The organism is Micromonospora sp. WMMB235, assembly GCF_001855515.1.
Taxonomy (GTDB): Bacteria; Actinomycetota; Actinomycetes; order Mycobacteriales; family Micromonosporaceae; genus Micromonospora; species Micromonospora aurantiaca.
Genome location: NZ_MDRX01000001.1, coordinates 3,589,556 through 3,614,424, shown reverse-complemented (window position 1 = coordinate 3,614,424; position 24,869 = coordinate 3,589,556). Strand labels below are relative to the sequence as shown.

The following is a 24,869-nucleotide window of genomic DNA, read 5'->3' as shown; positions in this document are numbered from 1 at the left end:
TGACGCTGCGCGGTCCGACCGCTACGCGAAAGATGTTGCGCAGCGTCACCGCCGGAGGTCTAGGCTGTCTGCTGTCCGACCCGAAGATCCATCCACTTCTAGTGATCGAGAATTCGACGTGACGAGTGCGTTGACGCTGCCTTCCGGCGGCCTGCTGTCGTCGTCCCGGCCCGAGGCGCCGACCGGTTACCAGCCCCTGCCCTTCGAGCTCGACCATCTGCTCGCGCTGCGCGTACCCGGCCTCATCGAAACGCGCCGTCACATCCACTCCCACCCGGAGTTGTCCGGCGAGGAGTTCGAGACGGCCGCGCTGGTGCACCGTGAGCTGTCCCTCGCCGGTCTCAAGCCGCGCCTGCTGCCGAAGGGCAACGGCGTCATCTGCGACATCGACGGACGCCCGGACGGTCCGGTGATCGCGCTCCGCGCCGACATCGACGCGCTGCCGCTGAGCGACCCGAAGGACGTGCCGTACCGCTCGACCGTGGAGGGCGTCTGCCACGCCTGCGGCCACGACGTGCACACGTCGGTGATGCTCGGCGTCGGCATGCTGCTGGCCCAGCTCGCCGACACGGGCCGCCTCGACGGCCGGGTCCGGCTGATCTTCCAGCCGGCCGAGGAGATCCTGCCCTGCGGCTCGCTGGAGGTCATCGAGGCCGGTGGCCTGGACGACGTGGTGCAGATCTTCGCGCTGCACTGCGACCCGAACCTGCCGGTGGGCAAGGTCGGCCTGCGGGTCGGCCCGATCACCGCCGCCGCCGACAACGTCACCGTCCGGCTCACCGGGCCCGGCGGGCACACCGCCCGCCCGCACCTGACCGTCGACCTGGTGGACGCGCTCGGCCGCCTGGTCACCGAGGTGCCGACGCTGATCAGCCGCCGGGTGCCGGCCAACAGCGGGCTGCTGCTGGTGTTCGGCCACGCCTCGGCCGGCACCCGTTACAACGTCATCCCGTCCGAGGCGTGCGCGGCCGGCACGCTGCGGGTGATGGACCGCGACACCTGGGACCAGGCGCCCAAGATCGTCGCTCAGGTGGTGCGGGACGTGCTCGCCCCCACCGGCGCCACAGTCGACCTGGAATACCTGCGCGGCCGGCCCCCGGTGACGAACGACGCCCGCGCCATCGGCGTCCTCACCGCGGCCACCGCCGCGGCGCTCGGCCCCGACGGCATCGCCGAGACGCCGCAGAGCATGGGCGGCGAGGACTTCTCCTGGTACCTGGAGCACGTGCCGGGCGCGCTCGCCCGCCTCGGCGTCGGTCGCAGCGGGCCCAACGTGGACCTGCACCGGGCCTCGTTCGACGTGGACGAGCGCGCCATCGAAGCCGGCGTACGCCTCATGGTCCAGACCGCGCTGCGGGCACTGGCGGCGGCGCGCTGACCGGACCGCCGAGCGGCCCCGGCGGCATCGGCGCCGCCGGGTTCGGGCCGGGCGGCGGCGTCCGCCGGGCCCGCACCCGGCGCCGCCACAGGAGCAGCAACCACAGCGGTACGCCGATCACGACCGCGAACGGCAGCACCGCGCCGAGCACTGTGAGCAGGACCCGGGCCGAGGCCAGGAACGCCGTCCAGCCGCCGCCCAGCCCGGCCAGGAAGCCGAGGTCGGCCTCCTCCTCGGCGGTGCTGGCGTCCTGACCGAGGAACGTCACGGTGATGGTGGACAGCGAGGTCAGGTCCGCGAGCCGGCGCTTGCGGGCCTCCAGCGCGGCCAGGTCGGCCTGCCGGGTGCCCACCTCGTTCTCCAGCCGGACCAGCTCGTCCACCGACGTGGCCCGGGCCAGCAGCTTGCGGGAACTCTCCACCCGCGCCCGCTGGGTGGCGATCCGGGCGTCCAGGTCGACCACCTGCTCGGTGACGTCCTCGGTGCGGATCTCCCGGCGCTCCTGCCGGCCGAGACCGGCGAGCCGGTCGATCACCGCGGCGAACCGGTCCGCGGGCACGCGCAGCGTCAGCGCCGCCCGCGCCTCGGCGGCCCGGCTCGACCGCCGGTCCGCGCCGACGAATCCGCCGGCCGCCGTCACCGCTGTGGTCGCCTCCCGGGCGGCGGCCTCCACATCGTCCACCCGGACCTGCATGGTTCCGGTGTAGATGATGGACCGCTGGTCGACCCGCAGGTCAGCGCCACCGGTGCCGCCCGGAGCGGCCTGGTCGCGATCCGCGCCACCGCTGTCCGCGCCGCCCTCGGCGGCCTGCTCGCGCCCCGCGCCCCCGTCGGCCGCCGGCGCGGCCGAGTCGCTGCCGGAGTCCCCGCCCGCGCCGCAGGCGCCCACACCCAGTGCCGCTATCAGACCCACAGCCACCAGGGCCACGCCCCGGAGTCGTCGTCCGCCCATACCCCGTACTCCGATCGTCGACGGCCCCGACTGCCGGGACCGATACCTCGGACGTGACGCGTGGTCGCGCCGGTTCCGGCAGACTGCGCTGAGGACATCACGATTCGATAATCGAGGAGTCACGATGCAGGTGACCAAATACGCCCACTCCTGTCTCCGGCTGGAGCACGACGGTGCGGTGCTCGTCGTCGACCCGGGTGTCTTCAGCGATCCGGCGGCGCTGGACGGCGCCGACGCGGTGCTGATCACCCACGAGCACCCGGACCATGTGGACGTCGGCGCGCTGACCCGGGCGCTGGAGCGGCGGCCGGTGCCGGTGCACGGTCCCGCCTCGCTCGCCGGGGTGCTCGGCGACGCCGCCGAGGCGCTGGTGACGGTCGAGCCCGGACAGTCGCTCACAGTCGCCGGGACGCCGGTGCGGACGTACGGCGGGCAGCACGCAGTCATCCACCCGGACATCCCGGTGATCCAGAACATCGGCTACCTCTTCGCCGACGTGGTGTACCACCCGGGCGACGCGTTGTTCGTGCCCGACGACGTGCAGGTCGACACGCTGTTCGCCCCGATTCACGCGCCCTGGTCGAAGTTCTCCGAGGTGCTCGACTTCATCCGCGCGGTCGCGCCGCGCCGGGCGTACGCACTGCACGACGGGCTGCTCAACGACAACGGCTTCGGTGTGCTGGACCGGCAGTACACGGCGATGTCCAACACCGACTACCGCCGTCTGGAGCCGGGCACCCGGATCGACGCCTGAGCATGGCCGAGGTGCCCGCGGAGGTGGTCCGGCAGCTCTACGCCACGCCGCCGGACCGGTTCGTCGCGGCCCGGGACGCCGCCGTCGCGCAGGCGCGGCAGTCCGGTGACCCGCGTACCGCCCGGGAGATCGGCAAGCTTCGCCGGCCCACAGTGGCGGCGTGGCTGGTCAACCTGCTGGCGATCCGCCGTCCCGAGCTGGTCGCCGACCTCACCCAGCTCGCCGAGTCGCTGCGCGCCGCGCAACGCGACCTGCGCGGCGGCACGCTGCGGGAACTCTCCGCGCAGCGGCGCGCCGTCGTGGGCGCGCTGGTGGCGGAGGTACGCCGGCTGGCCGCCGCCGAGCCCGCCGCGCCCCCGGCCGGGAAGCTGCCGCTGGGTGAGGTGGAGGCGACACTCAACGCCGCGTTGTCGGACACCGAGGTGGCCGAGCAGGTACGCGCCGGACGCCTGCTGCGGGCCAGCCACTACGCCGGGTTCGGCGAGGTGCCCCGCCCCCAGCTCCGGCTCGTGACAGGGGGCGAGGAGGCGCCTGTCGTACCGGATCGGGCGGCCGAGCGGGCCGACGCGCGCCGGGCCCGCGACGAGCGGGCGGCGCGGGCCGAACGGGCCGGGCGGCGGCGGACCGCGACCCGGGAGCTGACCCGGGCCCGCGCGGACCTGGACCGGGCCGAGAAGGAGCTGGCGACGGCCGACGCGGCCGAGCGGGACGGCGCCGCGACGCTGGACCGGATCGAGACCGAGCTGGCCGAGCTGGAGCGTCGCCGGGCCGTCGCCGAGCAGGAGCTGAGCCGGGCCCGGCTGGCCCGCCGGGGCGCGGAACGGGCGGTCACAGCGGCCCGGCGCCGCGCCGGTGAGGTGGAGGCCGTGTTGGAGGCGCTCGACGCCGAAGAGGGGGATGCCGACACCGGTGACCACGCGGCAGACTGAGCGTGATGAATGGCTTCGGTGGAGTGACGGTGACGGGCGGCCGATGACTCCGGAACAGCTCGCCGCCGCCTGCAAACCGCTGGTGCTCGAACTCGGGGAGGCGTTCGCCCGCTGCCCGTCCACGCTGCGCCGGGCGCGGCTGCTGGGCATCTCCGGATGGGCCTTCTACATCACCGGGCGGGCCGGTGCGCTCGGCGACGTCCGCGCCGAGACGGTGGCCGCGGCGCTCGGCTTCATCGCGCCGGAGGCGGTCACGGACGGCTGGGACGCCGCCGCGCGGACCGTCCCGCCGCTTGAGGTGGCCGCCGCCAACCTGGCCGAGTGCTGCCGGTGGGGCACCGCCCGGCTGGGCGACGGCGCCGAGTCGTCGCGGCTCGCCGCGCTGCTGGGCCGGGCGGTCGACGCGGCGGACGGCAGCGGCATGCCACTGTTCGCCGCCTGGCGGGCCATGCCCGTGCCCGATCCGTCCCCGGGTGCGCGGGCGGCTGTCGGCATGCTGCTGCTGCGCGAGCACTTCGCCGGGGCGTACCTGCTGGCGGTGCGCGCGGCCGGGCTGACGCCGCTGGAGGCGGTGCTGGCCGGGCCGGAGGGCGAGGCGGGCGCTGCGGCGTGCGGCTGGGCGCCCCCGTACCCGCCGGTCGGGCCGCTGGTACGGCGCCGGCTGTGGGCCGAGGCGGTGACCGACCGGCTGGCGTCGGCGGCGTTCCGCGCGCTGGACGCGGCCGAGGGCGCTGAGCTGCTGGGTCTGCTCGGCGCCGCGCGGCTCCGCGCCCGCGGCGGATAAATGGGAGGCGATCCGGCCGGTCCGGCTGCCAGGATCTGGCCCGTGACGCTCCCCGCCGGCTGGTCGGCCCGCCGCCCGACCCTCGACGACGTGCCCGCGATCCTCGCGGTGGTGCACGCCTCCGACACCTTCGCCGTGGGCTACCCGGACTTCGACGACGAGGACGTGCGGTCCGCGCTGACCGCGCCGTTCGTCGACCCGGACCGGGACTCCTGGCTGGTCACCGACCCGGACGGTACGGCGGTGGCCTGGTCGATCCTGGCCAACCCGAGCGGCGTGGGCCGGGAGTGGGTGGACGTCCTCGTCGACCCCGACCGCGGCGCCGACCTGCGCGCGCCGCTGCTTGCCCGGCTGCTGGAACGCGTCGCCGAGCGGGCCGCCGAGCGCGGCCTGCCCGCGCTGACCGCGCGCACCGGGGTGTACGCGCCGGAGACCCGCTGGGCCGGTGAGCTGACCGAGGCCGGGTTCACCCGGATCAAGCGCTACATCCGGATGAGTCGCTCGTTCGCCGACCTGCCCGCCGAGCCGGCGCCCCCGCCCGGGGTGACGGTGCGGCCGCTGCGCGCCGACGACGAGAGCGACCTGCGGCTGTTCCACCGGATCTACGACACCGCGTTCCGGGACACCCCGGACCACGACCCGCTCGACTTCGAGCAGTGGCGGGAGCTGCTGCCGTCGTACGGCAAGGTCTGGGACGAGTGGTTCCTGGCCGAGGTCGACGGCGAGCCGGCCGGTGCGCTCCAGTCCTCCGACCAGGCGCTCGACCAGGACCTCGGGTGGGTGCGGACGCTGTCGGTGCTGCCCGCGTACCGGCGTCGCGGGGTGGGTGCGGCACTGCTGCGCCGGGCCTTTGCGGTCTACGCGGCGAAGGGCCGCGCCGGGGCCGGGCTGGGCGTCGACCTGGCCAACCCGACCGCGCCGGTCACGCTCTACCGCTCCGTCGGGCTGGTGGAGGAGCGCTGGACCGACATGTACGAGCGGAGTGTGCCCGCCTCGCGGGTGTGACCCGGCACCCGCGTACCGGGGTCGCCGAGCGCCCGTAGGGTCGCGCGGCGCAGACTGTCGGTGTGGGAGACGCGCTACGCGGACGCGGTGCCGGTGGGGCGGGACCGCAGCTCGGTGACGTAGTCGTCCGGCGCGCCCGCCTTCTCCGCGGCGTTCGCGATCTCCGAGAGGTACCACGCCGTGGGCAGCCCGCCCTCGTACCCGTCGAACACGTAGACCCATGCGGTCACGTCGCCGTCGAGCGTCGAGACGCGGACGGTCAGCCTGCGGTACGTCTCGGCCGTCACGCCCTCGATCTCGTCGAGCTGCGCGGCGTCGTACGGGTGGATGTCGTAGAGCGCCACGAACACCCGGTCACCGGGGGACTCGACCACGGTGCTGACCGAGCCCTCCCACCCGATGACGTCCTCGCCGGCGAAGGTGAGCCGCCACCCCTCAAGCCAGCCGGTGCCCACCATCGGCGAATGCGGGCAGTAGGCGCGCATGCGGGCGGGGTCCAGGTTCGAGCCGTAAGCAGCGTAGAGACGCACGGCGACGACGATAGCCCGGCCGACGGGTGGGGGAGAATACGACAGTGCGTGTCGGACGGGACGGGGAGAAGAAAGTCACTGTGAGCTTCGACGAAGGGATGGCTCTGTGAGCCAGATCGTGATCATCGGCGGCGGGCCGGCCGGGTACGAGGCGGCTCTGGTCGCCGCACAGCTGGACGCCGATGTCACAGTGGTCGAGGCGGAGGGCGCCGGCGGCGCCTGCGTGCTCTCCGACTGCGTGCCCTCCAAGACGTTCATCGCCAGCTCCGAGGTGGTCACCGGCTACCGGGACACCGAGGAGTTCGGCGTGCACTCCGACGGCCTGGAGGCGGTCACCGTCGACGCGCGGGCGGTGCACGAGCGGGTCAAGCGGCTCGCGCTGGCCCAGTCCGCCGACATCCACACCAAGCTCGTCAAGGCCGGCGTCGAGTTCGTCGCCGGCACCGCCCGGCTCGGCGAGGACACGCTCGGCCACACCCACCGGGTGATCGTCACCCCGGCCGACGGCGGCGCCGAATACTCCATCGCCGCGTCGACGGTGCTCGTCGCGACCGGCGCGACCCCCCGCCAGCTGCCCACCGCCGTACCGGACGGCGAGCGCATCCTGACCTGGCGCCAGGTGTACGACCTGCCCGAGCTGCCCGAGCACCTGATCGTGGTCGGTTCCGGTGTGACCGGTGCCGAGTTCGCCAGCGCGTACCTCGCCATGGGCGTCAAGGTCACGCTCGTGTCCAGCCGGGACCGGGTCATGCCGCACGAGGACGCCGACGCCGCGTCGGCGATCGAGCGGGTGTTCCGCAACCGGGGCATGAGCATCCTGAACAACTCCCGCGCCGAGGCGGTCCGCCGTGTCGGCGACGGGGTGGAGGTGGTGCTCTCCGACGGCCGCCAGGTCACCGGCTCGCACGCGCTGATCGCTGTCGGCTCGATCCCGAACACCGCCGACCTGGGCCTGGCCGAGTACGGCGTGGAACTGGCCCGGGGCGGTTACGTGACTGTGGACCGGGTCTCGCGTACCAACGTGCCGGGCATCTACGCGGCGGGCGACTGCACCGGCGTGCTGCCGCTCGCGAGCGTCGCGGCCATGCAGGGCCGCATCGCCATGTGGCACGCGCTGGGCGAGGCGGTACGGCCGCTGCGGCTGCGCACCGTCGCGGCGAACGTCTTCACCGACCCGGAGCTGGCCACCGTCGGCGTCTCGCAGGACGAGGTGGACGCCGGCAAGACCCCGGCCCGCCAGGTGATGCTGCCGCTGTCCGGCAACGCCCGGGCGAAGATGGACGACCTGGCCGACGGCTTCGTCAAGCTGTTCTGCCGGCCGGCGAGCGGCCAGGTGATCGGCGGCGTGGTGGTGGCGCCGAAGGCCAGCGAGCTGATCCTGCCGATCACGATGGCGGTGGAGAACAACCTCACCGTCAACGAGCTGGCCCACACCATCACCATCTACCCGAGCCTGTCCGGCTCCATCACCGAGGCCGCCCGCCAGCTCATGCTCCACGAGCTGGAGTAGCAGCCGTTCGCGGGCATTCGTCGATCATGGAGTTGTGGCCCCCGATCCGACCGGTATGCCCGGTCCGTGCGGGGTCGCAACTGCATGATCGACGGCGCTGGTCCTGGGGTTCAGGGTGGCGTGCAGGGCCAGGGTGGTTATGACGGCTGTCTCGGTGAGGATGAGGAGGCGCTCGATCAGGCCGAGCAGCGCGCGGTCGCCCGGGTAGGCGGACCAGATCATCGCGCCCGCCAGCACCAGGCTGGCCACGGTCAGTCCGCGCAGCCAGGCGGCGGCTCCGGCGACCGGGTGACGGGCGAGCAGCCAGCCGGCGACCGGCAGGGCCAGGAACGACAGCACCGAGGCGTACCGGTGCACGTACGCGGCGGTGTCCATGGGCGTGCCCGGCTCGTTCGTGGGCACCACGGCGGCGGCCAGCAGCCCGGCCGACCAGGCGGTCAGCAGCGCGAGCGGCACGCGGCCCGCACCGGCCCGGCGCAGCGACGGCAGCAGGACCAGGCTGGCCGCTGCGAGCACCGCCATCGCGGTGTCGATGACGCCGCCCCGGTCGGAGACGGCGAAGTCGCTGACGGTCAGCGACCAGGGATCCAGGTCGTCGCTCACCTCGAGATGACCGACCATCGCGAGCACCGCCGCCAGGACGATCCCGCCGAGGGCCAGCAGGCCGCTGCTCCGCGTTCCAGGCATACGGCCAGCCTGTCGCCGGAACCGCCCCAGACGGATCCGGGACCACCACCCACTTCACTCCCCGGGTCGTCCCCTACCGGCCCCCCGAGAACCGCGTCAGGTGAGGTCGGGTCGAGGTGGATCGTCCGCCCGGTCTCCCGCCGGTTGCGCGGCGGCGATCGATGCCAGCATCTGCTCCCTGAGATGTCTGCGCCGAGCCGCGCGCTCGGCGTCGTCCCACGAAGGATCGATTCGCCGGGCCCTGGCCTTGACGTCGTGCCATCTCGCCGCGTCGCTCATGGCCTGTGCTTCCTTTACGTCGATCAGGTGCTCGGGGGTCAGCTGCCGGCGGAGTCGGCGGTGGCCTCGGCGCGGGTCTGCCGGGTGCTGCTGATCCAGGTCATCGCCCACCCGGCCAGCGCGAACCCCGCAGCGGCCACCCCACCGATCAGCAGCAGCCGCCACGCCGAGTGGGTCAGCGCCGTACCGCCCAGGTGACCGACGAGCGTGCCGTAGCTGGACCAGGCGAGCGCCGCCGCCGCCTCGTACGGCAGGAACAGGCGGTACGGGTAGCGGCTGCGCCCGGCCGAGAAGCAGGCCGCCATCCGGCCGCCTGGTACGAAACGGCAGAGCAGGATCACCATTGGCCCCGGTTCGCGCAGCCCACGGGTGACCCGGGTGACGGCGCGGCGTGCCCGTCCGGGTGGCGTGGCGCGTGCCGCGCGGCGGGTCGGCGTACTGCGGCCGATCAGGTAGCAGGCCAGGTCACCGATGAACACACCGGCAGCGCCGACCGCGATGGTGAGCGGCAGGCTGAGCCCGCCGTACACCGTCAGCGCCCCACTGGTGATCATGACGAGCTGGGTCGGCACCACCGGGACGAAGGCGTCGGCGATCAGCAGGATCAGCAGCAGCGCGTACGCCCACATGGGCGACGCGACGTCAGAGATGAGTTCGGCCACGACCGCCACCTCGCCGGAGTTCTCCGTTCGACCGGATCGAGCCTGACGCCGTGCCCGGCGTCACCACCACCGGCCCCACCGCACGGTGACAGCCGACACCGGCAGGCCGTAGATGTGAAACGAGGCGGCCCGCCCGCGAGTGACGGGTCACCGGGGCATACGCGCCGGGGCGGGGCGGCGCATCGTCGATTCCCGGCGTACCGTTGGTCGGACGCGGCACCGGAGCCGTCGGGTCCCCCGTTCCCGATGCCCGGGCCGCCGCGGGTCGCCGGCAGGTCCCGTGCCGGCGACCCGCACCCACTCTCCGAAACTCAGATGCGCCGTCGATACCCGCGTGCCTATCGTTCGGGCATGCGCAGCGCGGTAGTGACCACGACGCCGGGTGTTCCCGGCGCGCCGCACTGACGTTTCCGTCGACGAGGCCCCGGGGCGATCCGCTCCGGGGCCTCGCGGCGTTCCGGGCCTGCTCGCCTCCGGGTCGTACCCGATCAAGGAGAGCGACATGATCGACCACCGCAGGCTCGGCCGGGACCTGGAGCTGTTCGTCTCCGACCCGCTCGCGGGCGCCGGGCTGCCGATCTGGCTGCCGGCCGGCGCCGCCGCCCGGCACGCCGTCGAGGAGTACGTCCGGGAGCTGGAACGCCGGGCCGGCTACCGGCACGTCTACTCGCCGCCGCTCGGTAAGCGGGAACTGTTCGAGCTGTCCGGGCACCTGGGCTACTTCGCCGACGACATGTTCCCGCCGATGCGGCTGAGCGCCGACGACGAGTTCGTGCTGCGCCCGGCGCTCTGCCCGCACCACGCGCTCGTGTTCCGCGCCCGCGGCCGCTCCTACCGGGAGTTGCCGCTGCGGGTCGCCGAGCTGGGCGGCATGTACCGGGCGGAGCGTTCCGGTGTGCTCGGCGGGCTGTCCCGGGTGCGGGCCATCTCGCTCAACGACGCGCACAACTTCTGCGCCCTGGAGCAGGTCGGTGACGAGGTCCGCGAGATCCTGCGGCTGATCGGCGAGGCGCACGCCGCGCTCGGCGTCCGTCCCGCCGGGTTGCGGTTGTCGCTGCGCGGGCCGGGTCAGCGGTACGTGGGCGACGACGCCGGCTGGGCGCGGGCCGAGGAACTGCTCCGCGCGGCGCTCGACGGGGTGGACGTCGTCGAGGCGCCGGGGGAGGCCGCGTTCTACGGCCCGAAGATCGACATTCAGATCGTGGACGCGGCCGGCCGGGAGTCGACCATCTCCACCGTGCAGCTCGACTTCGACAAGCCGGAGCGGTTCGACCTGTCGTACACCGACTCGGACGGCCGCCGGAAACGGCCGGTGATGGTGCACCGCAGCCTGGTCGGCAGCATGGAGCGGCTGTTCGCGTACCTGATCGAGGTGCACGAGGGCGCGTTCCCCGCCTGGTACGCCCCGGTGCAGTTGCTGCTGCTCCCGGTGGACGCGGCGCAGGCCGACGCGGCCGTCGGGCTGGCCCGCTGGGCCGAGGCGGCCGGGCTGCGGGCCGAGGTGGACCACGCCGGTTCGCTCGGCGCCCGGATCCGGGACGCGTCCCGCCGCCGCGTCCCGTACACCGGGGTCCTCGGCCCCCGGGAGGCGGCCGACGGTTCGGTCTCGCTGCGCCTGCGCGACGGCCGGGTGCTCGACCCGATGCCCGCCGCCGAGGCGCTGGGCCTGATCGGCGCGGTGGTCGCGAGCCGGTCGGCGGCGCTGCTCCCGGCCTGACCCCGGCCCGTCCGGGTGCCGGTGAGGCACCCGGACGGGGACCGGTGCCGGACCTGTGGCCGGGTCCACGTCAGTTCCCGACCGGCGTGCCGGCGCCGGCACGCATCCCCGGCGGGCCGGCCGGGGCGGGCGCCGGCACCTCGTCCTCGATCACCGCGCCGCTGAACTGCGCCCGGTAGAGCCGGGCGTACGCGCCACCGGCGGCGACGAGCTGGTCGTGGGTGCCCTGCTCGACGATCCGGCCCTGCTCCATCATCAGGATCAGGTCGGCGTCGCGGATGGTGGAGAGCCGGTGCGCGATGACGAAGCTCGTCCGGTCCGAGCGCAGCGCCGCCATGGCGCGCTGGAGCAGCACCTCGGTCCGGGTGTCCACCGAGCTGGTCGCCTCGTCCAGGATCAGCAGCGACGGCTCGGCCAGGAACGCCCGAGCGATGGTGATGAGCTGCTTCTCCCCGGCGCTGACGTTGCTGCCCTCCTCGTCGATCACCGTGTCGTAGCCGTCCGGCAGGCTGCGGACGAACCGGTCCACGAAGGTCGCCCGGGCGGCGGCGAGGATCTCCTCCTCGGTGGCGTCCGGCCGGCCGTAGGCGATGTTGTCCCGGATGGTCCCGCCGAACAGCCAGGTGTCCTGGAGCACCATGCCGATCCGGCCGCGCAGGTCGTCGCGGCGCATCGTGGAGATGTCCACCCCGTCCAGCGTGATCCGCCCGGCGTCCAGCTCGTAGAACCGCATGACCAGGTTGACCAGTGTGGTCTTGCCGGCGCCGGTGGGACCGACGATGGCGACCGTGTGACCCGGCTCGGCGACCAGCGACAGGTCGTCGATGAGCGGCTTCTCCGGGTCGTACCGGAAGGAGACGTGCTCGAACTCGACCCGCCCGTGCGGGTCGGCGACCCGGGCCGGCTCGGCCGGGTCGGGGCTCTGCTCGTCGGCGTCGAGCACGGCGAAGACCCGCTCGGCCGAGGCGACCCCGGACTGCAGCAGGTTGGCCATCGACGCGACCTGGGTGAGCGGCTGGGTGAACTGCCGCGAGTACTGGATGAACGCCTGCACGTCACCGAGGCTCATCGAGCCCGACGCCACCCGCAGGCCGCCGACCACGGCGATCGCGACGTAGCTGAGGTTCCCGATGAAGAACATCGCCGGCATGATCAGCCCGGAGACGAACTGCGCGCCGAAGCCGGCCCGGAACAGCTCCTCGTTCTTGGCGTGGAAGGCGGCCTCGACCTCCTTCTGCCGGCCGAAGACCTTGACCAGCTCGTGCCCGGTGTACGCCTCCTCGATCTGGCCGTTCAGCTCGCCGGTGTGCTTCCACTGGGCGATGAACTTGCCCTGCGACCGCTTGGCGATCAGGCTGGTGACCACCACCGACATCGGCACCGCGACGAGCGCGACGACCGCCAGCAACGGCGAGATCCAGAACATCATCCCGAGTACGCCGACGACGGTGAGCAGCGACGTGAGCAACTGGCTCAGCGTCTGCTGGAGCGTCTGCGACACGTTGTCGATGTCGTTCGTGACGCGGCTCAGCAGCTCACCGCGGGGCTGCTTGTCGAAGTAGGGCAGCGGCAGCCGGTTGAGCTTGTCCTCCACGTCGGCGCGCAGCGTCAGCACGGTGCGCTGCACCACCCCGTTGAGCACCCAGCCCTGCGCCCACTGGAGCATGCTGGCGCCGATGTAGAGCACGACAGCGAACGCCAGCACCCGGCCCAGCGCGTCGAAGTCGATGCCGGTCCCCGGGATCACGTCCATCCGGGCCAGCATGTCGGCGAAGTTGCCGTTGCCCTCGGCGCGGGCCGCCTCCGCCGCCGCCTCGGTGGTGGTGCCGGGCGGCAGCTGACGCCCGATCACCCCGCTGAAGATGATGTCGGTGGCGTGGCCGAGCACCTTCGGTCCGATGACGCTGAGCCCGACGCTGGCCAGGGCCAGCGCGAGCACGCCGGTGAGCTGGAGCCGGTACGGCCGCAGCCGTGCCAGCAGCCGCCGTGCCGAGGGCCCGAAGTTCATCGCCTTCTCGGCCGGCATACCCATGCTCATGTGCGGCGGGCCGCCAGCGGGGCGCCGTCCGGCCGGCGGCAGCCGCGTCGGCTCGTTCTTCTGCTGCGGAACCGGTGGCGTCCCGCTGTTCCCCCCGGTCGGCGCGCTCACGCGGCCACCTCCGCCGTCTGCTGCGACGCGACGATCTCGGCGTACGTGGGGCAGCTCTCCAGCAGTTCCTCATGTCGTCCCATCCCGACGACACCCCCGTCCTCGAGCACGATGATCTGGTCGGCGTCGATGATCGTGGAGACCCGCTGGGCCACGATCACCACCGCCGCGTCCGCGGTGACCGGCTTGAGGGCGGCCCGCAGCCGGGCGTCCGTGCCGAGGTCGAGCGCGGAGAAGGAGTCGTCGAAGAGATAGATCTCCGGCTTGCGGACGAGCGCGCGGGCGATGGCCAGGCGTTGCCGCTGGCCGCCGGAGACGTTGGTGCCGCCCTGCGCGATCGGCGCCTCCAGCCCGCCCGGCATCTCGGTGACGAAGTCACGCGCCTGGGCGATCTCCAGCGCGGCCCAGAGGTCCGCGTCGGTGGCGTCCGGGTTGCCGTAGCGCAGGTTGCTGGCGACGGTGCCGGTGAACAGGTACGGCCGCTGGGGCACCAGCCCGATCCGCCGCCACAGCTCGTCCGGGGCCAGGTCCCGTACGTCCACGCCGTCGACCAGGACCGCGCCGGCGGTCGGGTCGACCAGCCGGGGGATGAGCGTGAGCAGCGTGGTCTTGCCGGCGCCTGTGGAACCGATGATCGCTGTGGTCCGGCCCGGTTCGGCGCGGAACGAGATGTCGTGCAGCACCGGCGCGCTGGCGCCCGGGTACTGGAATCCGGCGCCGCGTAGTTCCAGCTCGCCGCGGCCGGTGACCTCGGTGACCGGGTCGGTCGCCGGCACCACCGACGAGTCGGTGTCCAGCACCTCCTCGATGCGCTCGGCGCAGACCGCGGCCCGGGGCACCATCATCAGCATGAAGGTGGCCATCATGACCGCCATCAGGATCTGCATCAGGTATTGCAGGAACGCGGTGAGCGCGCCGACCTGGATCTGACCGGAGTCGACCCGTGCCGCGCCGAACCAGAGCACGGCGACGCTGGAGACGTTCAGCACCAGCATCACGATCGGGAAGATCAGCGCCTGGAGCCGTCCGATCCGCAGCGCGGTGGTGGTCAGGTCGGTGTTCGCGACCCGGAACCGGTCGGTCTCGTACGGCTCACGGACGAACGCCCGGACGACCCGGATGCCGGTGATCTGCTCGCGCAGCACCCGGTTGACGGTGTCGATCCGGGTCTGCATGAGCCGGAAGCCCGGCACCATCCGGCGGATGATCAGGCCCAGCGCGACTGCGAGCACCGGTACGCAGACCAGCATCAGCCAGGAGAGCCCGACGTCCTCGCGCAGCGCCATCACCACGCCGCCGACGCTCATGATCGGCGCGGCCACCAGCATGGTGCAGCTCAGCAGCACCAGCATCTGCACCTGCTGGACGTCGTTGGTGTTGCGGGTGATCAGGGACGGCGCTCCGAACCGGGCGACCTCGCGGGCGGAGAAGCTGTTGACGCGGCGGAAGATCGAGCCGCGTACGTCGCGGCCGAACGCCATCGCGGTCTTCGCGCCGAAGTAGACGGCGGCGATCGAACAGGCGATCTGGAGCAGGCTGACCACCAGCATCCACCCGCCCGTACGCAGGATCTGGTCGGTGTCGCCGACGGCGACGCCCCGGTCGATGATGTCGGCGTTCAGGCTGGGCAGGTAGAGCGAGGCGATGGTGCCGACGAACTGGAAGGCCACCACGGCGGCCAGCCATCGTCGGTACGGGTGCAGATGTGAGCGGAGCAGGCGGATCAACACGGATGGCTCCCCGTTGGCGGCTCGGTGTCGGACTCGCTGTCCCGGTTCAACCGACGGAGGTCCCCGTCGGACATGCCGGTGATGATTTCGATCAGGAACTGGCGGATCACCGCCCGGTTGGCCGGGTCGGCGTCGACCGACGTCAACGGCCGGTCGCTGTGGATCATGTCGATGATGGCGCGGGCGTGCTCGCCGCCCTTGTCGGTCAGCGTGAGCCGGACCGTGCGGCGGTCCTCCGGGTCGCGACGGCGGCTGACGAAGCCGTCGCGTTCGAGGGTGTCCACGATGCCGGTGAGCGTGGCGGGCCGGACGAAGCACAGCTCGGCCATTTCCCGGTGGCTCACGTCGCCGGAACGGAGGAGGATCATCAGGACCCGCATGCCGGCGGACGTGAGCCCGTGGTGTTCGGCCAGGTAACGCCCCCAGTGCTGCTCGACGACGTGACCGGCGATCGAGATCAGCCGGCCGAGTGGCGCGTGGTGCAACGCGTCGGGGAAGCGGACGAGCGGGCCCATGTTCACGAGCGTCAGATTAGCTCCCGAACCATCAGGCCCCAAACTATTTCTGAGAATCTCCTCAGCCGCGGTCGGCGCGTGCCCGGGACGGCTCGTCGGGGGCGGTGGCGACGTACTCCCGCATCACCTCGGTGACCTCGCGCAGGAACGCGGTGGTGGCCTCGGCCTGCTCGGGCGTGAGCCGGGCGACCGCCCGGTCGACGCCGACGAGCATCGGGCGCAGCGCCTCCAGCACCTCGCTCACAGCGCTCTCGGTCACCTGGAGGCTGAGTCGCCGCCTGTCGTGCGGGTGCGGGGTCCGGGCGACGTGGCCGGCCTGCACGAGCCGGTCGACGAGCGTGGTCGCCGAGGCGGACCGGATGCCGAGCCGGTTGCCCAGTTCCACCGGGCCCAGTGGCTCCGGGCTGGAGACCAGGTGGTCGATCGCCGCGGCGTCGGTGGCGTTGAGGCCCAGGCGGCGGGCCAGCGCGGCCCGGGTGTCACCCGCGATCCGCAGCACGTCGCGCAGCGCGCGGGAGGCCTCGCTGCTCGGCGGCGGACCCGGCGCGGGCTCTCCGGTTGACGGCACCCCTTCCATGGGATAAAGCTAGCATCTCGGGTAGCTAGAAAATCTAGCTAAAGGAGGGCGAGATGCGCGGCGACGGGCGCGGACGCTGGTTCGGGCTGCTGGCCATCAGCCTCGGCGTAGCGATGATCATCGTGGACGCCACGATCGTGAACGTCGCGGTGCCGCAGATCATCCGGGACCTCGACATCACCTCCACCGACGCGCAGTGGGTGCAGGAGGCGTACACCCTGGTCTTCGCGGCGCTGCTGCTGGTCGCCGGTCGCTTCGCCGACCGGTCCGGGCGGCGGCGGATGTTCCTCGTCGGCGTCACCGTGTTCGTGGTCGCGAGCGTGCTCGCGGCGCTCGCCGGCTCCGGCGAGACACTCATCGCCTCCCGGGTGCTCCAGGGTGTCGGCGGGGCGATGATGCTGCCCACCTCGCTCTCCCTGCTCAACGCCAACTTCACCGGCCGGGAGAAGGGCATCGCGTTCGCCGTCTGGGGCTCCACGATCGGTGGCGCGGCGGCGCTCGGGCCGCTGCTCGGCGGCTGGCTCACCACCACGTACTCCTGGCGGTGGGCCTTCGGCATCAACGTGCCGGTCGGCCTGGCCGTGATCGTCGCGACGCTCGTGCTCGTGGCCGAGTCCCGCGACGAGCGGGCCGAGCGCGGGCTGGACCTGCTCGGCGCGCTGCTCTCGGTGGTCGGCATGACCGGCGTGGTCTTCGCGCTGATCGAGGGCCGCACCTACGGCTGGTGGGAACGGGAGCGGCCGTTGCGCCTGTTCGGGCTGGACTGGACCGCGTCGATCTCGCCGGTGCCGGTGGCCGCGCTGGTGGGTCTCGTCGCGCTCGGCATCTTCCTGGCCCAGCAGGTACGCCGCAACCGGGCCGGCCGCCCGGCGCTGCTCGACCTGTCGTTGTTCGGCATCGGTTCGTTCCGCAACGGCATCCTGGCCGCCGCGATCGTCAGCCTGGGCGAGTTCGGCCTGCTGTTCGCGCTGCCGCTGTGGTTTCAGAACGTGCTCGGCTACAGCGCCTTCCGGACCGGCCTGGCGCTGCTGCCGCTCGCCGTCGGCAGCTTCCTGGCCAGCGGCATCGGCGCGCCGCTGACCCAGCGCTGGGGCGCGGCCCGGGTGGTCCAGCTCGGTGTGGCCGCCGAACTGGTCGGCGTGGCCGGGCTCGGGTTCGTGGTCGCGCCGGACACCAGTTGGTGGGCGCCGCTGGGCTTCCTGTTCGTGTACGGCGTCGGCGTCGGCCTGGCCACCGCCCAGCTCACCGGCGTCTCGCTGTCGCAGGTGCCGGTACGCCTCAGCGGCCAGGGCTCGGGCCTGCAGAGCACCGCCCGGCAGGTCGGCTCCGCGCTCGGCATCGCGGTGCTCGGCACCGTGCTCTTCGCCGGTCTCGGCGGGATCCTCGGCGACCGCCTGGCCGACCAGCCCGGACTCACCCCGGTCCAGCGGGACCAGGTGGTGAGCGCGGTCAAGGAGAGCGCCGGTGCGGCGATCACCGGGTTGGAGGCGGACCCGCGTACCGCCCCGATCGCGGAGGAGGCGAAGCAGGCGTTCTCCGACGCCACCAGGTACGCGGCCTTCGCGGGCGCCGGGTTCCTGCTGATCGGCCTGGTCGCCTGCATGCGCCTGCCGACGGTGCGCCATGAGGAGACCGGGGAGTCCCCGCCCGCCGAGGCGGAGCCGTCCCGGGCCTGAGCCGCGTCCCCGCCGGGGCCGTCCCGGCCGGGCATGCCGTCGGCTCATCCGCCGAGGGCGACCGTCAGCGCCGCGGCCACGAAGACGACCTGGAGCACCGTACGGACGCCGAGCGGCGTCACCGGGCGGCCGGCGAGCGTGAGGTGACGCCGAGCTGCGGACACGTTCGCCGGGAACATGGCGAGCATCAGCAGCACCAGCCCGGCCGCAGCCGGGCGCGCGGTGGCCGGGAACAGCAGGGCGAGCGCGCCGGCGAGTTCCAGCACGCCGGTGACTGTGACCAGCAGGCCGGGCCGGGGCAGCGACGGCGGGACCATCGCGATCAGGTCGGCCCGGCGGGACGCGAAGTGGGCCACGCCGGTCAGCACGAACATCAGCGCCAGCCCCACCCGCAGCGCGGGGTGCCACCCGTCCAGGGCGTCCACGCCGAGCAGGCCGGCGATCCGGGCCAGCGCGGTGCCGGCGAGGAGTGCGATCAGGGGTGCCATTGTCGATCCCTCCGACGAATATCTTGTCGCTGACAAGATTGCGTCAACGGGTGCCATCTTGTCAATGACAAGTTAGGGTGACGGCATGGCCTCGTACCACCACGGCGACCTCCGCCGCGTCCTGCTGAGCACCGCAGCCGAGGCGATCGCCGAGTCCGGGCCGGCCGCGCTGAGCCTGCGTGAACTGGCCCGGCGCGCCGGCGTCTCGCACGCCGCGCCCGCGCACCACTTCGGCGACAAGGCCGGGCTGCTCACCGCGCTCGCCACGCAGGGCTTCGACCTGCTCGCCGACGCGCTGCGGCAGGCCGGGGACGACCTGCTCGACACCGGCGTGGCCTACGTCGGGTTCGCGGTGCGGCACCGCGCGCACTTCGACGTCATGTTCCGGCCCGAGCTGTACCGGGCCGACGACCCGGAGCTGGTCGCCGCCCGCGCCCGGTCGGGGGAGGTGCTGCGCGAGGGGGTGGCCCGGCACACCGGGCGGGAGCCGGACGCGGACGCGCTCGCCGCCTGGTCGATCGTGCACGGCTTCGCCACGCTCTGGCTCTCCGGCGCGCTGCCACCACGGGTGGGCGACGACCCGGAGGCCGCCGCCCGTACCGTGATCAAGCGACTGTTCGACTGAGCCGGCGGGCCGGTCGGGGCGTCACCAGCTCGTGGGCAGCGGCATCCCCTCGGTGTACCCGGCGGCGCTCTGCACGCCGACGAGCGCCCGCTCGTGGAACTCCTCCAGGCTGCGCGCCCCCGCGTACGTGAACGCGCTGCGTACGCCGGAGATGATCTCGTCGATCAGGTCCTCGACGCCGGGCCGGTTCGGGTCCAGGTACATCCGGGCCGAGGAGATGCCCTCCTCGAAGATCGCCTTGCGGGCCCTGTCGAACGCGCTGTCCTCGGCCGTACGGGCGCTCACCGCACGCGACGACGCCATGCCGAAGCTCTCCTTGTAGCGCCGCCCGTCGGCGTCGGTGTAGAGGTCGCCGGGGGACTCGTAGGTGCCGGCGAACCAGGAGCCGATCATCACGTTCGAGGCGCCCGCCGCGAGCGCCAGCGCCACGTCCCGCGGGTGGCGTACGCCGCCGTCGGCCCAGACGTGCCGCCCCAGCGAGCGGGCCGCCGCCGCGCAGTCGAGCACGGCGGAGAACTGCGGGCGGCCCACGCCGGTCATCATCCGGGTGGTGCACATCGCACCCGGTCCGACGCCGACCTTCACGATGTCCGCGCCCGCGTCGACCAGGTCGCGTACGCCGTCGGCGGTCACCACGTTCCCGGCCGCCACCGGCACCGGCGGGTCCAGCCGGCGGACCGCCCGCAGCGCCTGGAGCATCCGCTCCTGGTGCCCGTGCGCGGTGTCCACGACGAGCGTGTCCACCCCGGCCTCCAGCAGCGCGGCGGCCTTGCCGGTGACGTCGCCGTTGATGCCCACTGCGGCGGCGATCCGCAGCCGCCCCCGGTCGTCCACTGCGGGCTTGTAGAGCGTGGCGCGCAGAGCGCCCTGCCGGGTCAGCACCCCGATCAGGCGTCCGTCTCCGTCCACCACCGGCGCGAGCCGCCGCCGGCCCGCCGACAGCCGGTCGAATCCGGTACGCGGGTCCGCGTCCGCCGGAACGGTGTGCAGCTCGGTCGACATCACGTGCCGGAGCTGGGCGAAGCGGTCCACCCCGACGGTGTCCGCCTCGGTCACCACACCCATCGGCCGGCCGTCCGCGTCGACCACGACCACCGCGCCGTGCGAACGCTTGGGCAGCAGGTGGATGGCGTCGCCGACGGTGTCGGTCGGGCCGAGCGTGATCGCCGTGTCGTGCACCAGGTGCCGCTGCTTGACCCAGCCGACCACGTTGGCGACGACCTCGATCGGGATGTCCTGCGGGATCACCGCCACCGCGCCGCGCCGGGCCACGGTCTCGGCCATCCGCCGGCCCGCGACGGCTGTCATGTTCGCCACCACGAGCGGGATCGTGGTGCCGGTCCCGTCGGTGGTGGCCAGGTCGACGTCGAGCCGGGAGCCCACCTCGGAACGGTTGGGCGCCATGAAGACGTCGTTGTAGGTCAGGTCGTGCGCGGGGACCGCGCCGTGAAGGAACCGCACCCGGCCATCATTCCCGCCCGGCGGCGCTCCCGCCCCCGGTGGTGGCTCAGACCACCCGGCCCCGCGCTGTTAAGAAGGGGCCCCTTCTCTACCTCAGGCGTTAAGAAGGGGCCCTTCCTTACACCTCAGGCGATGGTGCAGATCGCCGCGCCGGCGGTGATCACCGCGCCGACCTCGGCGGCGAGCCCGCTGACAGTGCCGGCCTTGTGCGCGTGCAGCGGCTGCTCCATCTTCATCGCCTCCAGCACCACGACCAGCTCGCCCTCGGCCACCTCGTCGCCGTCGGCGACGGCGATCTTCACGATCGTGCCCTGCATCGGGGAGGTGAGCGTGTCACCGCTGACCGCGGCACCCGCCTTGCCTCCGCCACCCCGGCGGGCCGGCTTCTTCGCGGCGGGTGCGGCTGCCGCCGTACCCGCGCCGAGCCCGGCGGGGAGGACGACCTCCAGCCGCTTGCCGCCCACCTCGACCACGACGGTCTCGCGCTCGGCCGGCTCGTCGGCGGCGCCGGCGGTGGCGGTGAAGGCCGGTACGGTGTTGTCCCACTCGGTCTCGATCCACCGGGTGTGCACGGTGAACGGCTCGGCCGTGAACGCCTCGTCGCGGATCACCAGGCGGTGGAAGGGCAGCGCCGTGGCCATGCCGTCGACCACCATCTCGTCGAGCGCCCGGCGGGCCCGCTCCAGCGCCTCGGTACGCGTCTCGCCGACGATGATCACCTTGGCCAGCAGCGAGTCGAAGTTGCCGCCGATCACGTCGCCGGCCGAGATGCCGGTGTCCACCCGCACGCCCGGCCCGGAGGGCAGGCGCAGGGCGGTGACGGTGCCCGGTGCGGGCAGGAAGTTGCGGCCCGGGTCCTCGCCGTTGATGCGGAACTCGATGGCGTGCCCGCGCGGCGTCGGGTCCTCGGTGAAGCGCAGCTTCTCCCCGTCGGCGATGCGGAACTGCTCGCGGACCAGGTCGATGCCGGCGGTCTCCTCGGTCACCGGGTGCTCGACCTGGAGCCGAGTGTTGACCTCCAGGAACGAGATCGTGCCGTCCACGCCGACCAGGTATTCCACGGTGCCGGCACCGTGGTAGCCGGCCTCCCGGCAGATGGCCTTGGCGCTGTCGTGGATCTGGGCCCGCTGGGCGTCGGTGAGGAACGGCGCGGGCGCCTCCTCGACCAGCTTCTGGTGCCGGCGCTGAAGCGAGCAGTCCCGGGTGCCCACCACGATCACGTTGCCGTGCTGGTCGGCCAGTACCTGCGCCTCGACGTGGCGCGGCTTGTCCAGGTAGCGCTCGACGAAGCACTCGCCGCGGCCGAACGCGGCGACCGCCTCGCGGGTGGCCGACTCGAACAGGTGCGGGATCTCCTCCATGGTGCGGGCGACCTTGAGGCCGCGCCCGCCACCGCCGAAGGCGGCCTTGATGGCGACCGGCAGGCCGTGGTCGACGGCGAACGCCATCACCTCGTCGGCGTTGCCCACCGGGTCAGGGGTGCCGGGCACCAGCGGCGCGCCGGCGCGCTGCGCGATGTGCCGGGCGGTCACCTTGTCGCCCAGGTCGCGGATCGCCTGCGGGGTGGGGCCGATCCAGGTCAGCCCGGCGTCGATGACGGCCTGGGCGAAGTCGGCGTTCTCGGAGAGGAAGCCGTAGCCGGGGTGCACCGCGTCCGCGCCGGAGCGGGCCGCCACGTCGATCAGCTTGTCGATGCGCAGGTAGCTGTCCGCGGCGGTGTCGCCGCCGAGGGCGTACGCCTCGTCGGCGAGCGTGGCGTGCAGGGCGTCCCGGTCGGAGTCCGCGTAGACGGCGACGCTGGCCAGCCCGGCGTCGCGGCAGGCGCGGATGACGCGGACGGCGATCTCGCCGCGGTTGGCGATGAGAACCTTGCGCACCTTGTGGCTCCTCCCGGGAGGTCGTTGCCGGGAGTTTAGCGGCCGAGCTGCGGAGCCTAACGATCGCTCAGTGTGGGATGCGGCACTGTAGTCAAACTTGGTTATTACGCTTGTCCCGTGTCGGCGACGCGGATGATGATTCTCGGCCTGGTCAGGTGGATGCAGCCGGTGCACGGCTACGACGTGCGCCGCGAACTGCTCAGTTGGAGCGCGGACAAGTGGGCGAACGTGCAGCCCGGCTCGATCTACCACGCGCTGCGCAAGCTCACCGACGAGGGCCTGCTGCGGACCGTCTCGGTCGAGCAGGTGGGCGCCCGTCCGGCGCGCACCACGTACGAGGTGACGGCGAAGGGGGAGGACGAGTTCGAGACGCTGCTGCGGGCGCAGTGGTGGCAGGTCCAGGAGCCACCCGATCCGTTCGTCGCGGCGTTCTCATTCCTGCCGGCGATGCCCCGCGACGAGGCCGCGGCGGCGCTGCGCAACCGGGCGAACCTGCTGCGGGCCGGGGTGGAGTCGATGCGGGCCTCGCTCGACTCGGACTGGGTGCGCACCCGCAAGCCGGTGCACGTCGGGTGGATGTTCGAGCTGTGGCTGGCCCGCGCCGAGGCGGAGACGGCCTGGTGCGAGCGGATCGCGGAGCGGATCGAGTCGGGAGTGTCGTACCTGCCCGATGGGATGGAGCAGGCCGAGGGCTGGTCGGGCTGGTCCGACGGATCACGGTGACACGACATAATCAACGTTGACCAAAAGAGCTATATCGCGTTAGCCTCAGCGGGAATCGCGGGGGATTCGTGCGTCCTCGCGGACGATCGGCGGCCGCTCAGGTCCGCCCGGACGACCAGGAGCAGAAATGATCGAGACCAGGGGGTTGCGGAAGTCGTACCGCTCCCGCGCGGGTCGCGAGACGAAGACCGTGGACGCGGTCCGCGGCGTCAACCTCGACGTGGCGGCGGGGGAGATCTTCGGCTTCCTCGGGCCCAACGGCGCCGGCAAGACCACCACGCTGCGGATGCTCGCCACCCTCATCGAGCCGGACGGCGGCGAGGCCACTGTGGCCGGCGCCGACCTGCGCAAGAACCCGGCCGAGGTGCGCCGCCGGATCGGTTACGTGGCCCAGGGCGGCAGCACCTGGGACGAGTCGAGCGCCCGTGAGGAGCTGGTCCTCCAGGCCCGCCTCTACGGCATCAGCAAGGCCGAGGCGCACCGCCGCGCCGAGCGCGCCCTCGAAGCCTTCCAGCTCACCGAGTACGCCGACCGCAAGAGCAAGACCTACTCCGGCGGGCAACGGCGACGCGTCGAGATCGCGCTCGGCATCATCCACGAGCCGAAGATCGTCTTCCTGGACGAGCCGACCACCGGCCTCGACCCGCAGAGCCGCGCGCACATGTGGGACGAGATCCGCCGGCTCCGTACCGAGGGGATGACCGTCTTCATCACCACGCACTACCTGGACGAGGCGGACGCGCTCTGCGACCGCATCGCGATCATGGACCACGGCGAGGTGGTCGCCGAGGGCACACCGGCCGAGCTGAAGCGGGAGATCTCCGGCGAGGTGGTGATCGTCGGCCTGGACGCCGCGACCACCCCGCGCGCCGCCGAACTGCTCGACACCGAGGCGTACGTGAGCAAGCTGGAGACCGTCGACGAGGGCGGCCTGCGCCTCTACGTCGACGAGGGCGCCACCGCCATCCCGCAGGTGCTGCGCCGCCTCGACCACGCCGGGCTGGACCTGCGCTCGATCGAGCTGCACCGCCCCAGCCTGGACGACGTCTTCCTCACCAAGACCGGCCGCTCGCTGCGCGAGTCCTGACCCCCGGAGAAGCTGTCATGAAACTCGCCCGCGACACCTGGCTGATCTTCCAGCGCCAGACGCAACTGCTGCTGCGCAACCCGGTATGGATCTTCGTCGGCGTCTTCCAGCCGGTGATGTACCTGCTCCTGTTCGCCCCGCTGCTCAAGCCGGCGCTGAACGCGCCCACCCAGGCCGCCGCGTACAAGATCTTCGTGCCCGGCCTGCTCGTGCTGCTGGCCATCTTCGGCGGCCTGTTCCAGGGGTTCGGCCTGATCGCCGAGCTGCGCGCCGGCGTGATCGAGCGCTCCCGGGTCACCCCGGTCAGCCGGCTCGCCCTGCTGCTCGGCCGCTCGCTGCGCGACGTCGTCTCGCTGATCGCTCAGGCGATCATCATCACGCTGCTGGCGCTCGCGTTCGACCTGCGCGTGTTCATCGGCAACCTGCTCCTGGCGTACCTGATGCTCGCCCTCATCGCGCTGATGACCTCGGCCGTCTCCTACGGCATCGCGCTCAAGGTCAAGAGCGAGGACGCGCTCGCCCCACTGATGAACACAGTCGCGCAGCCGGTGCTGCTGCTCTCCGGCATCCTGCTGCCGCTCACCTTCGCCCCCGGCTGGCTCCAGGGCGTGGCCAAGTGGAACCCGTTCTCCTGGGCGGTCGAGGGCACCCGTGCGCTGTTCAACGGCGACCTCGGCAACGACCGCGTCTGGCAGGGCCTCGGCATCATCGCGGTGCTCGCCGCCGCAGGCGTGTTCTGGGCCGCCCGCCAGTTCGCCCGCAGCGTCCGCTGAG

The 24,869-nt window shown here is 72.8% G+C and carries 24 protein-coding genes; 12 read left to right on the top strand and 12 right to left on the bottom strand.

Translation table 11 applies throughout. The annotated features are described in order from the left end of the window. Nucleotides 1-118 precede the first annotated feature (118 nt). Nucleotides 119-1,378: an amidohydrolase gene (locus BFV98_RS15330; RefSeq protein ID WP_013284014.1), complete on the top strand. Its 1,260-nt coding sequence runs from the start codon at nucleotides 119-121 to the stop codon at nucleotides 1,376-1,378. Here BFV98_RS15330 and BFV98_RS15325 read toward each other — a convergent pair. Further along, nucleotides 1,335-2,330 carry a DUF4349 domain-containing protein gene (locus BFV98_RS15325; protein ID WP_013284015.1) on the bottom strand — a complete coding sequence of 332 codons (996 nt, stop codon included), beginning with the start codon at nucleotides 2,328-2,330 and terminating at the stop codon, nucleotides 1,335-1,337. The two genes, BFV98_RS15330 and BFV98_RS15325, sit on opposite strands and share 44 nt — an antisense overlap. A 124-nt stretch (nucleotides 2,331-2,454) precedes the next feature. Between BFV98_RS15325 and BFV98_RS15320 the strand changes: the two genes are divergently transcribed. The 4 genes from BFV98_RS15320 to BFV98_RS15305 are packed head-to-tail and all read left to right on the top strand — an operon-like array spanning nucleotide 2,455 to nucleotide 5,802. Next, on the top strand, nucleotides 2,455-3,084 hold the full coding sequence (locus BFV98_RS15320; protein WP_071096831.1) for an MBL fold metallo-hydrolase: 630 nt from the start codon (nucleotides 2,455-2,457) through the stop codon (nucleotides 3,082-3,084). Between the two features lie 2 nt (nucleotides 3,085-3,086). Next, entirely contained in the window at nucleotides 3,087-4,013 is a 927-nt protein-coding gene (locus BFV98_RS15315; RefSeq protein ID WP_013284017.1) for a hypothetical protein, read from the top strand. Between the two features lie 43 nt (nucleotides 4,014-4,056). Continuing rightward, a complete protein-coding gene (locus BFV98_RS15310; RefSeq protein ID WP_047893668.1) occupies nucleotides 4,057-4,797 on the top strand; it encodes a hypothetical protein in 741 nt (246 codons plus the stop codon). Nucleotides 4,798-4,839: 42 nt separating this feature from the next. Next, on the top strand, nucleotides 4,840-5,802 hold the full coding sequence (locus tag BFV98_RS15305; RefSeq protein ID WP_013473987.1) for a GNAT family N-acetyltransferase: 963 nt from the start codon (nucleotides 4,840-4,842) through the stop codon (nucleotides 5,800-5,802). Between the two features lie 74 nt (nucleotides 5,803-5,876). On the opposite strand, the gene BFV98_RS15300 is transcribed toward BFV98_RS15305, so the two are convergent. Beyond that, a complete protein-coding gene (locus BFV98_RS15300) occupies nucleotides 5,877-6,332 on the bottom strand; it encodes a gamma-glutamylcyclotransferase (protein WP_013284020.1) in 456 nt (151 codons plus the stop codon). 106 nt (nucleotides 6,333-6,438) lie between these two features. Between BFV98_RS15300 and BFV98_RS15295 the strand changes: the two genes are divergently transcribed. After that, complete coding sequence (locus BFV98_RS15295) at nucleotides 6,439-7,842, top strand: NAD(P)H-quinone dehydrogenase (RefSeq protein WP_013284021.1); 1,404 nt, start codon at nucleotides 6,439-6,441, stop codon at nucleotides 7,840-7,842. A 24-nt stretch (nucleotides 7,843-7,866) separates the two neighbouring features. Here BFV98_RS15295 and BFV98_RS15290 read toward each other — a convergent pair whose 3' ends face one another. The 3 genes from BFV98_RS15290 to BFV98_RS15285 form a co-directional block, all read right to left on the bottom strand. Further along, complete coding sequence (locus tag BFV98_RS15290; protein ID WP_013284022.1) at nucleotides 7,867-8,529, bottom strand: DUF998 domain-containing protein; 663 nt, start codon at nucleotides 8,527-8,529, stop codon at nucleotides 7,867-7,869. A gap of 96 nt (nucleotides 8,530-8,625) precedes the next feature. Beyond that, nucleotides 8,626-8,808, bottom strand: coding sequence for a hypothetical protein (locus BFV98_RS31925; protein ID WP_141722566.1), 183 nt, complete (start codon nucleotides 8,806-8,808; stop codon nucleotides 8,626-8,628). A gap of 38 nt (nucleotides 8,809-8,846) precedes the next feature. Then, the gene (locus BFV98_RS15285) at nucleotides 8,847-9,470 is read right to left on the bottom strand and encodes a DedA family protein (RefSeq protein ID WP_013473989.1); all 624 of its coding nucleotides are present in this window, start codon (nucleotides 9,468-9,470) and stop codon (nucleotides 8,847-8,849) included. 502 nt (nucleotides 9,471-9,972) lie between these two features. Between BFV98_RS15285 and thrS the strand changes: the two genes are divergently transcribed. Continuing rightward, a complete protein-coding gene (gene thrS, locus BFV98_RS15280) occupies nucleotides 9,973-11,187 on the top strand; it encodes a threonine--tRNA ligase (protein ID WP_071096829.1) in 1,215 nt (404 codons plus the stop codon). Nucleotides 11,188-11,257: 70 nt separating this feature from the next. Here thrS and BFV98_RS15275 read toward each other — a convergent pair whose 3' ends face one another. The 4 genes from BFV98_RS15275 to BFV98_RS15260 form a co-directional block, all read right to left on the bottom strand. After that, the gene (locus BFV98_RS15275; protein ID WP_071096827.1) at nucleotides 11,258-13,336 is read right to left on the bottom strand and encodes an ABC transporter ATP-binding protein; all 2,079 of its coding nucleotides are present in this window, start codon (nucleotides 13,334-13,336) and stop codon (nucleotides 11,258-11,260) included. Continuing rightward, nucleotides 13,333-15,066, bottom strand: a complete 1,734-nt coding sequence (locus BFV98_RS15270) for an ABC transporter ATP-binding protein (RefSeq protein WP_013284026.1) — start codon at nucleotides 15,064-15,066, stop codon at nucleotides 13,333-13,335. The genes BFV98_RS15275 and BFV98_RS15270 overlap by 4 nt, the downstream gene beginning before the upstream one ends. Beyond that, entirely contained in the window at nucleotides 15,060-15,581 is a 522-nt protein-coding gene (locus tag BFV98_RS15265) for a MarR family winged helix-turn-helix transcriptional regulator (RefSeq protein ID WP_030270693.1), read from the bottom strand. Before BFV98_RS15265 ends, BFV98_RS15270 begins: the two co-directional genes overlap by 7 nt. A 61-nt stretch (nucleotides 15,582-15,642) precedes the next feature. Beyond that, nucleotides 15,643-16,158, bottom strand: coding sequence for a MarR family winged helix-turn-helix transcriptional regulator (locus BFV98_RS15260; protein ID WP_013284028.1), 516 nt, complete (start codon nucleotides 16,156-16,158; stop codon nucleotides 15,643-15,645). Nucleotides 16,159-16,211: 53 nt separating this feature from the next. Here BFV98_RS15260 and BFV98_RS15255 point away from each other — a divergent pair, with 53 nt between their 5' ends. Continuing rightward, entirely contained in the window at nucleotides 16,212-17,834 is a 1,623-nt protein-coding gene (locus BFV98_RS15255; protein WP_071096826.1) for a DHA2 family efflux MFS transporter permease subunit, read from the top strand. Between the two features lie 44 nt (nucleotides 17,835-17,878). On the opposite strand, the gene BFV98_RS15250 is transcribed toward BFV98_RS15255, so the two are convergent. After that, nucleotides 17,879-18,322 carry a DoxX family membrane protein gene (locus tag BFV98_RS15250; protein WP_071096824.1) on the bottom strand — a complete coding sequence of 148 codons (444 nt, stop codon included), beginning with the start codon at nucleotides 18,320-18,322 and terminating at the stop codon, nucleotides 17,879-17,881. 85 nt (nucleotides 18,323-18,407) lie between these two features. On the opposite strand from BFV98_RS15250, the gene BFV98_RS15245 reads away from it, so the two are divergent. After that, a complete protein-coding gene (locus BFV98_RS15245; RefSeq protein WP_013473996.1) occupies nucleotides 18,408-18,947 on the top strand; it encodes a TetR/AcrR family transcriptional regulator in 540 nt (179 codons plus the stop codon). A gap of 21 nt (nucleotides 18,948-18,968) precedes the next feature. On the opposite strand, the gene BFV98_RS15240 is transcribed toward BFV98_RS15245, so the two are convergent. Then, nucleotides 18,969-20,408, bottom strand: a complete 1,440-nt coding sequence (locus BFV98_RS15240) for a GuaB1 family IMP dehydrogenase-related protein (RefSeq protein WP_013284032.1) — start codon at nucleotides 20,406-20,408, stop codon at nucleotides 18,969-18,971. A 125-nt stretch (nucleotides 20,409-20,533) separates the two neighbouring features. Continuing rightward, a complete protein-coding gene (locus BFV98_RS15235; RefSeq protein ID WP_013473998.1) occupies nucleotides 20,534-22,285 on the bottom strand; it encodes a biotin carboxylase N-terminal domain-containing protein in 1,752 nt (583 codons plus the stop codon). Nucleotides 22,286-22,417: 132 nt separating this feature from the next. Between BFV98_RS15235 and BFV98_RS15230 the strand changes: the two genes are divergently transcribed. The 3 genes from BFV98_RS15230 (at nucleotide 22,418) to BFV98_RS15220 (ending at nucleotide 24,868) form a co-directional block, all read left to right on the top strand. Continuing rightward, nucleotides 22,418-23,008 (top strand): PadR family transcriptional regulator, encoded by a 591-nt coding sequence (locus tag BFV98_RS15230; protein WP_013284034.1) that lies wholly within the window; start codon nucleotides 22,418-22,420, stop codon nucleotides 23,006-23,008. 127 nt (nucleotides 23,009-23,135) lie between these two features. Then, the gene (locus BFV98_RS15225; RefSeq protein WP_071096823.1) at nucleotides 23,136-24,095 is read left to right on the top strand and encodes an ATP-binding cassette domain-containing protein; all 960 of its coding nucleotides are present in this window, start codon (nucleotides 23,136-23,138) and stop codon (nucleotides 24,093-24,095) included. Nucleotides 24,096-24,112: 17 nt separating this feature from the next. Then, nucleotides 24,113-24,868: an ABC transporter permease gene (locus BFV98_RS15220; protein WP_013284036.1), complete on the top strand. Its 756-nt coding sequence runs from the start codon at nucleotides 24,113-24,115 to the stop codon at nucleotides 24,866-24,868. Nucleotide 24,869: the final 1 nt, after the last annotated feature.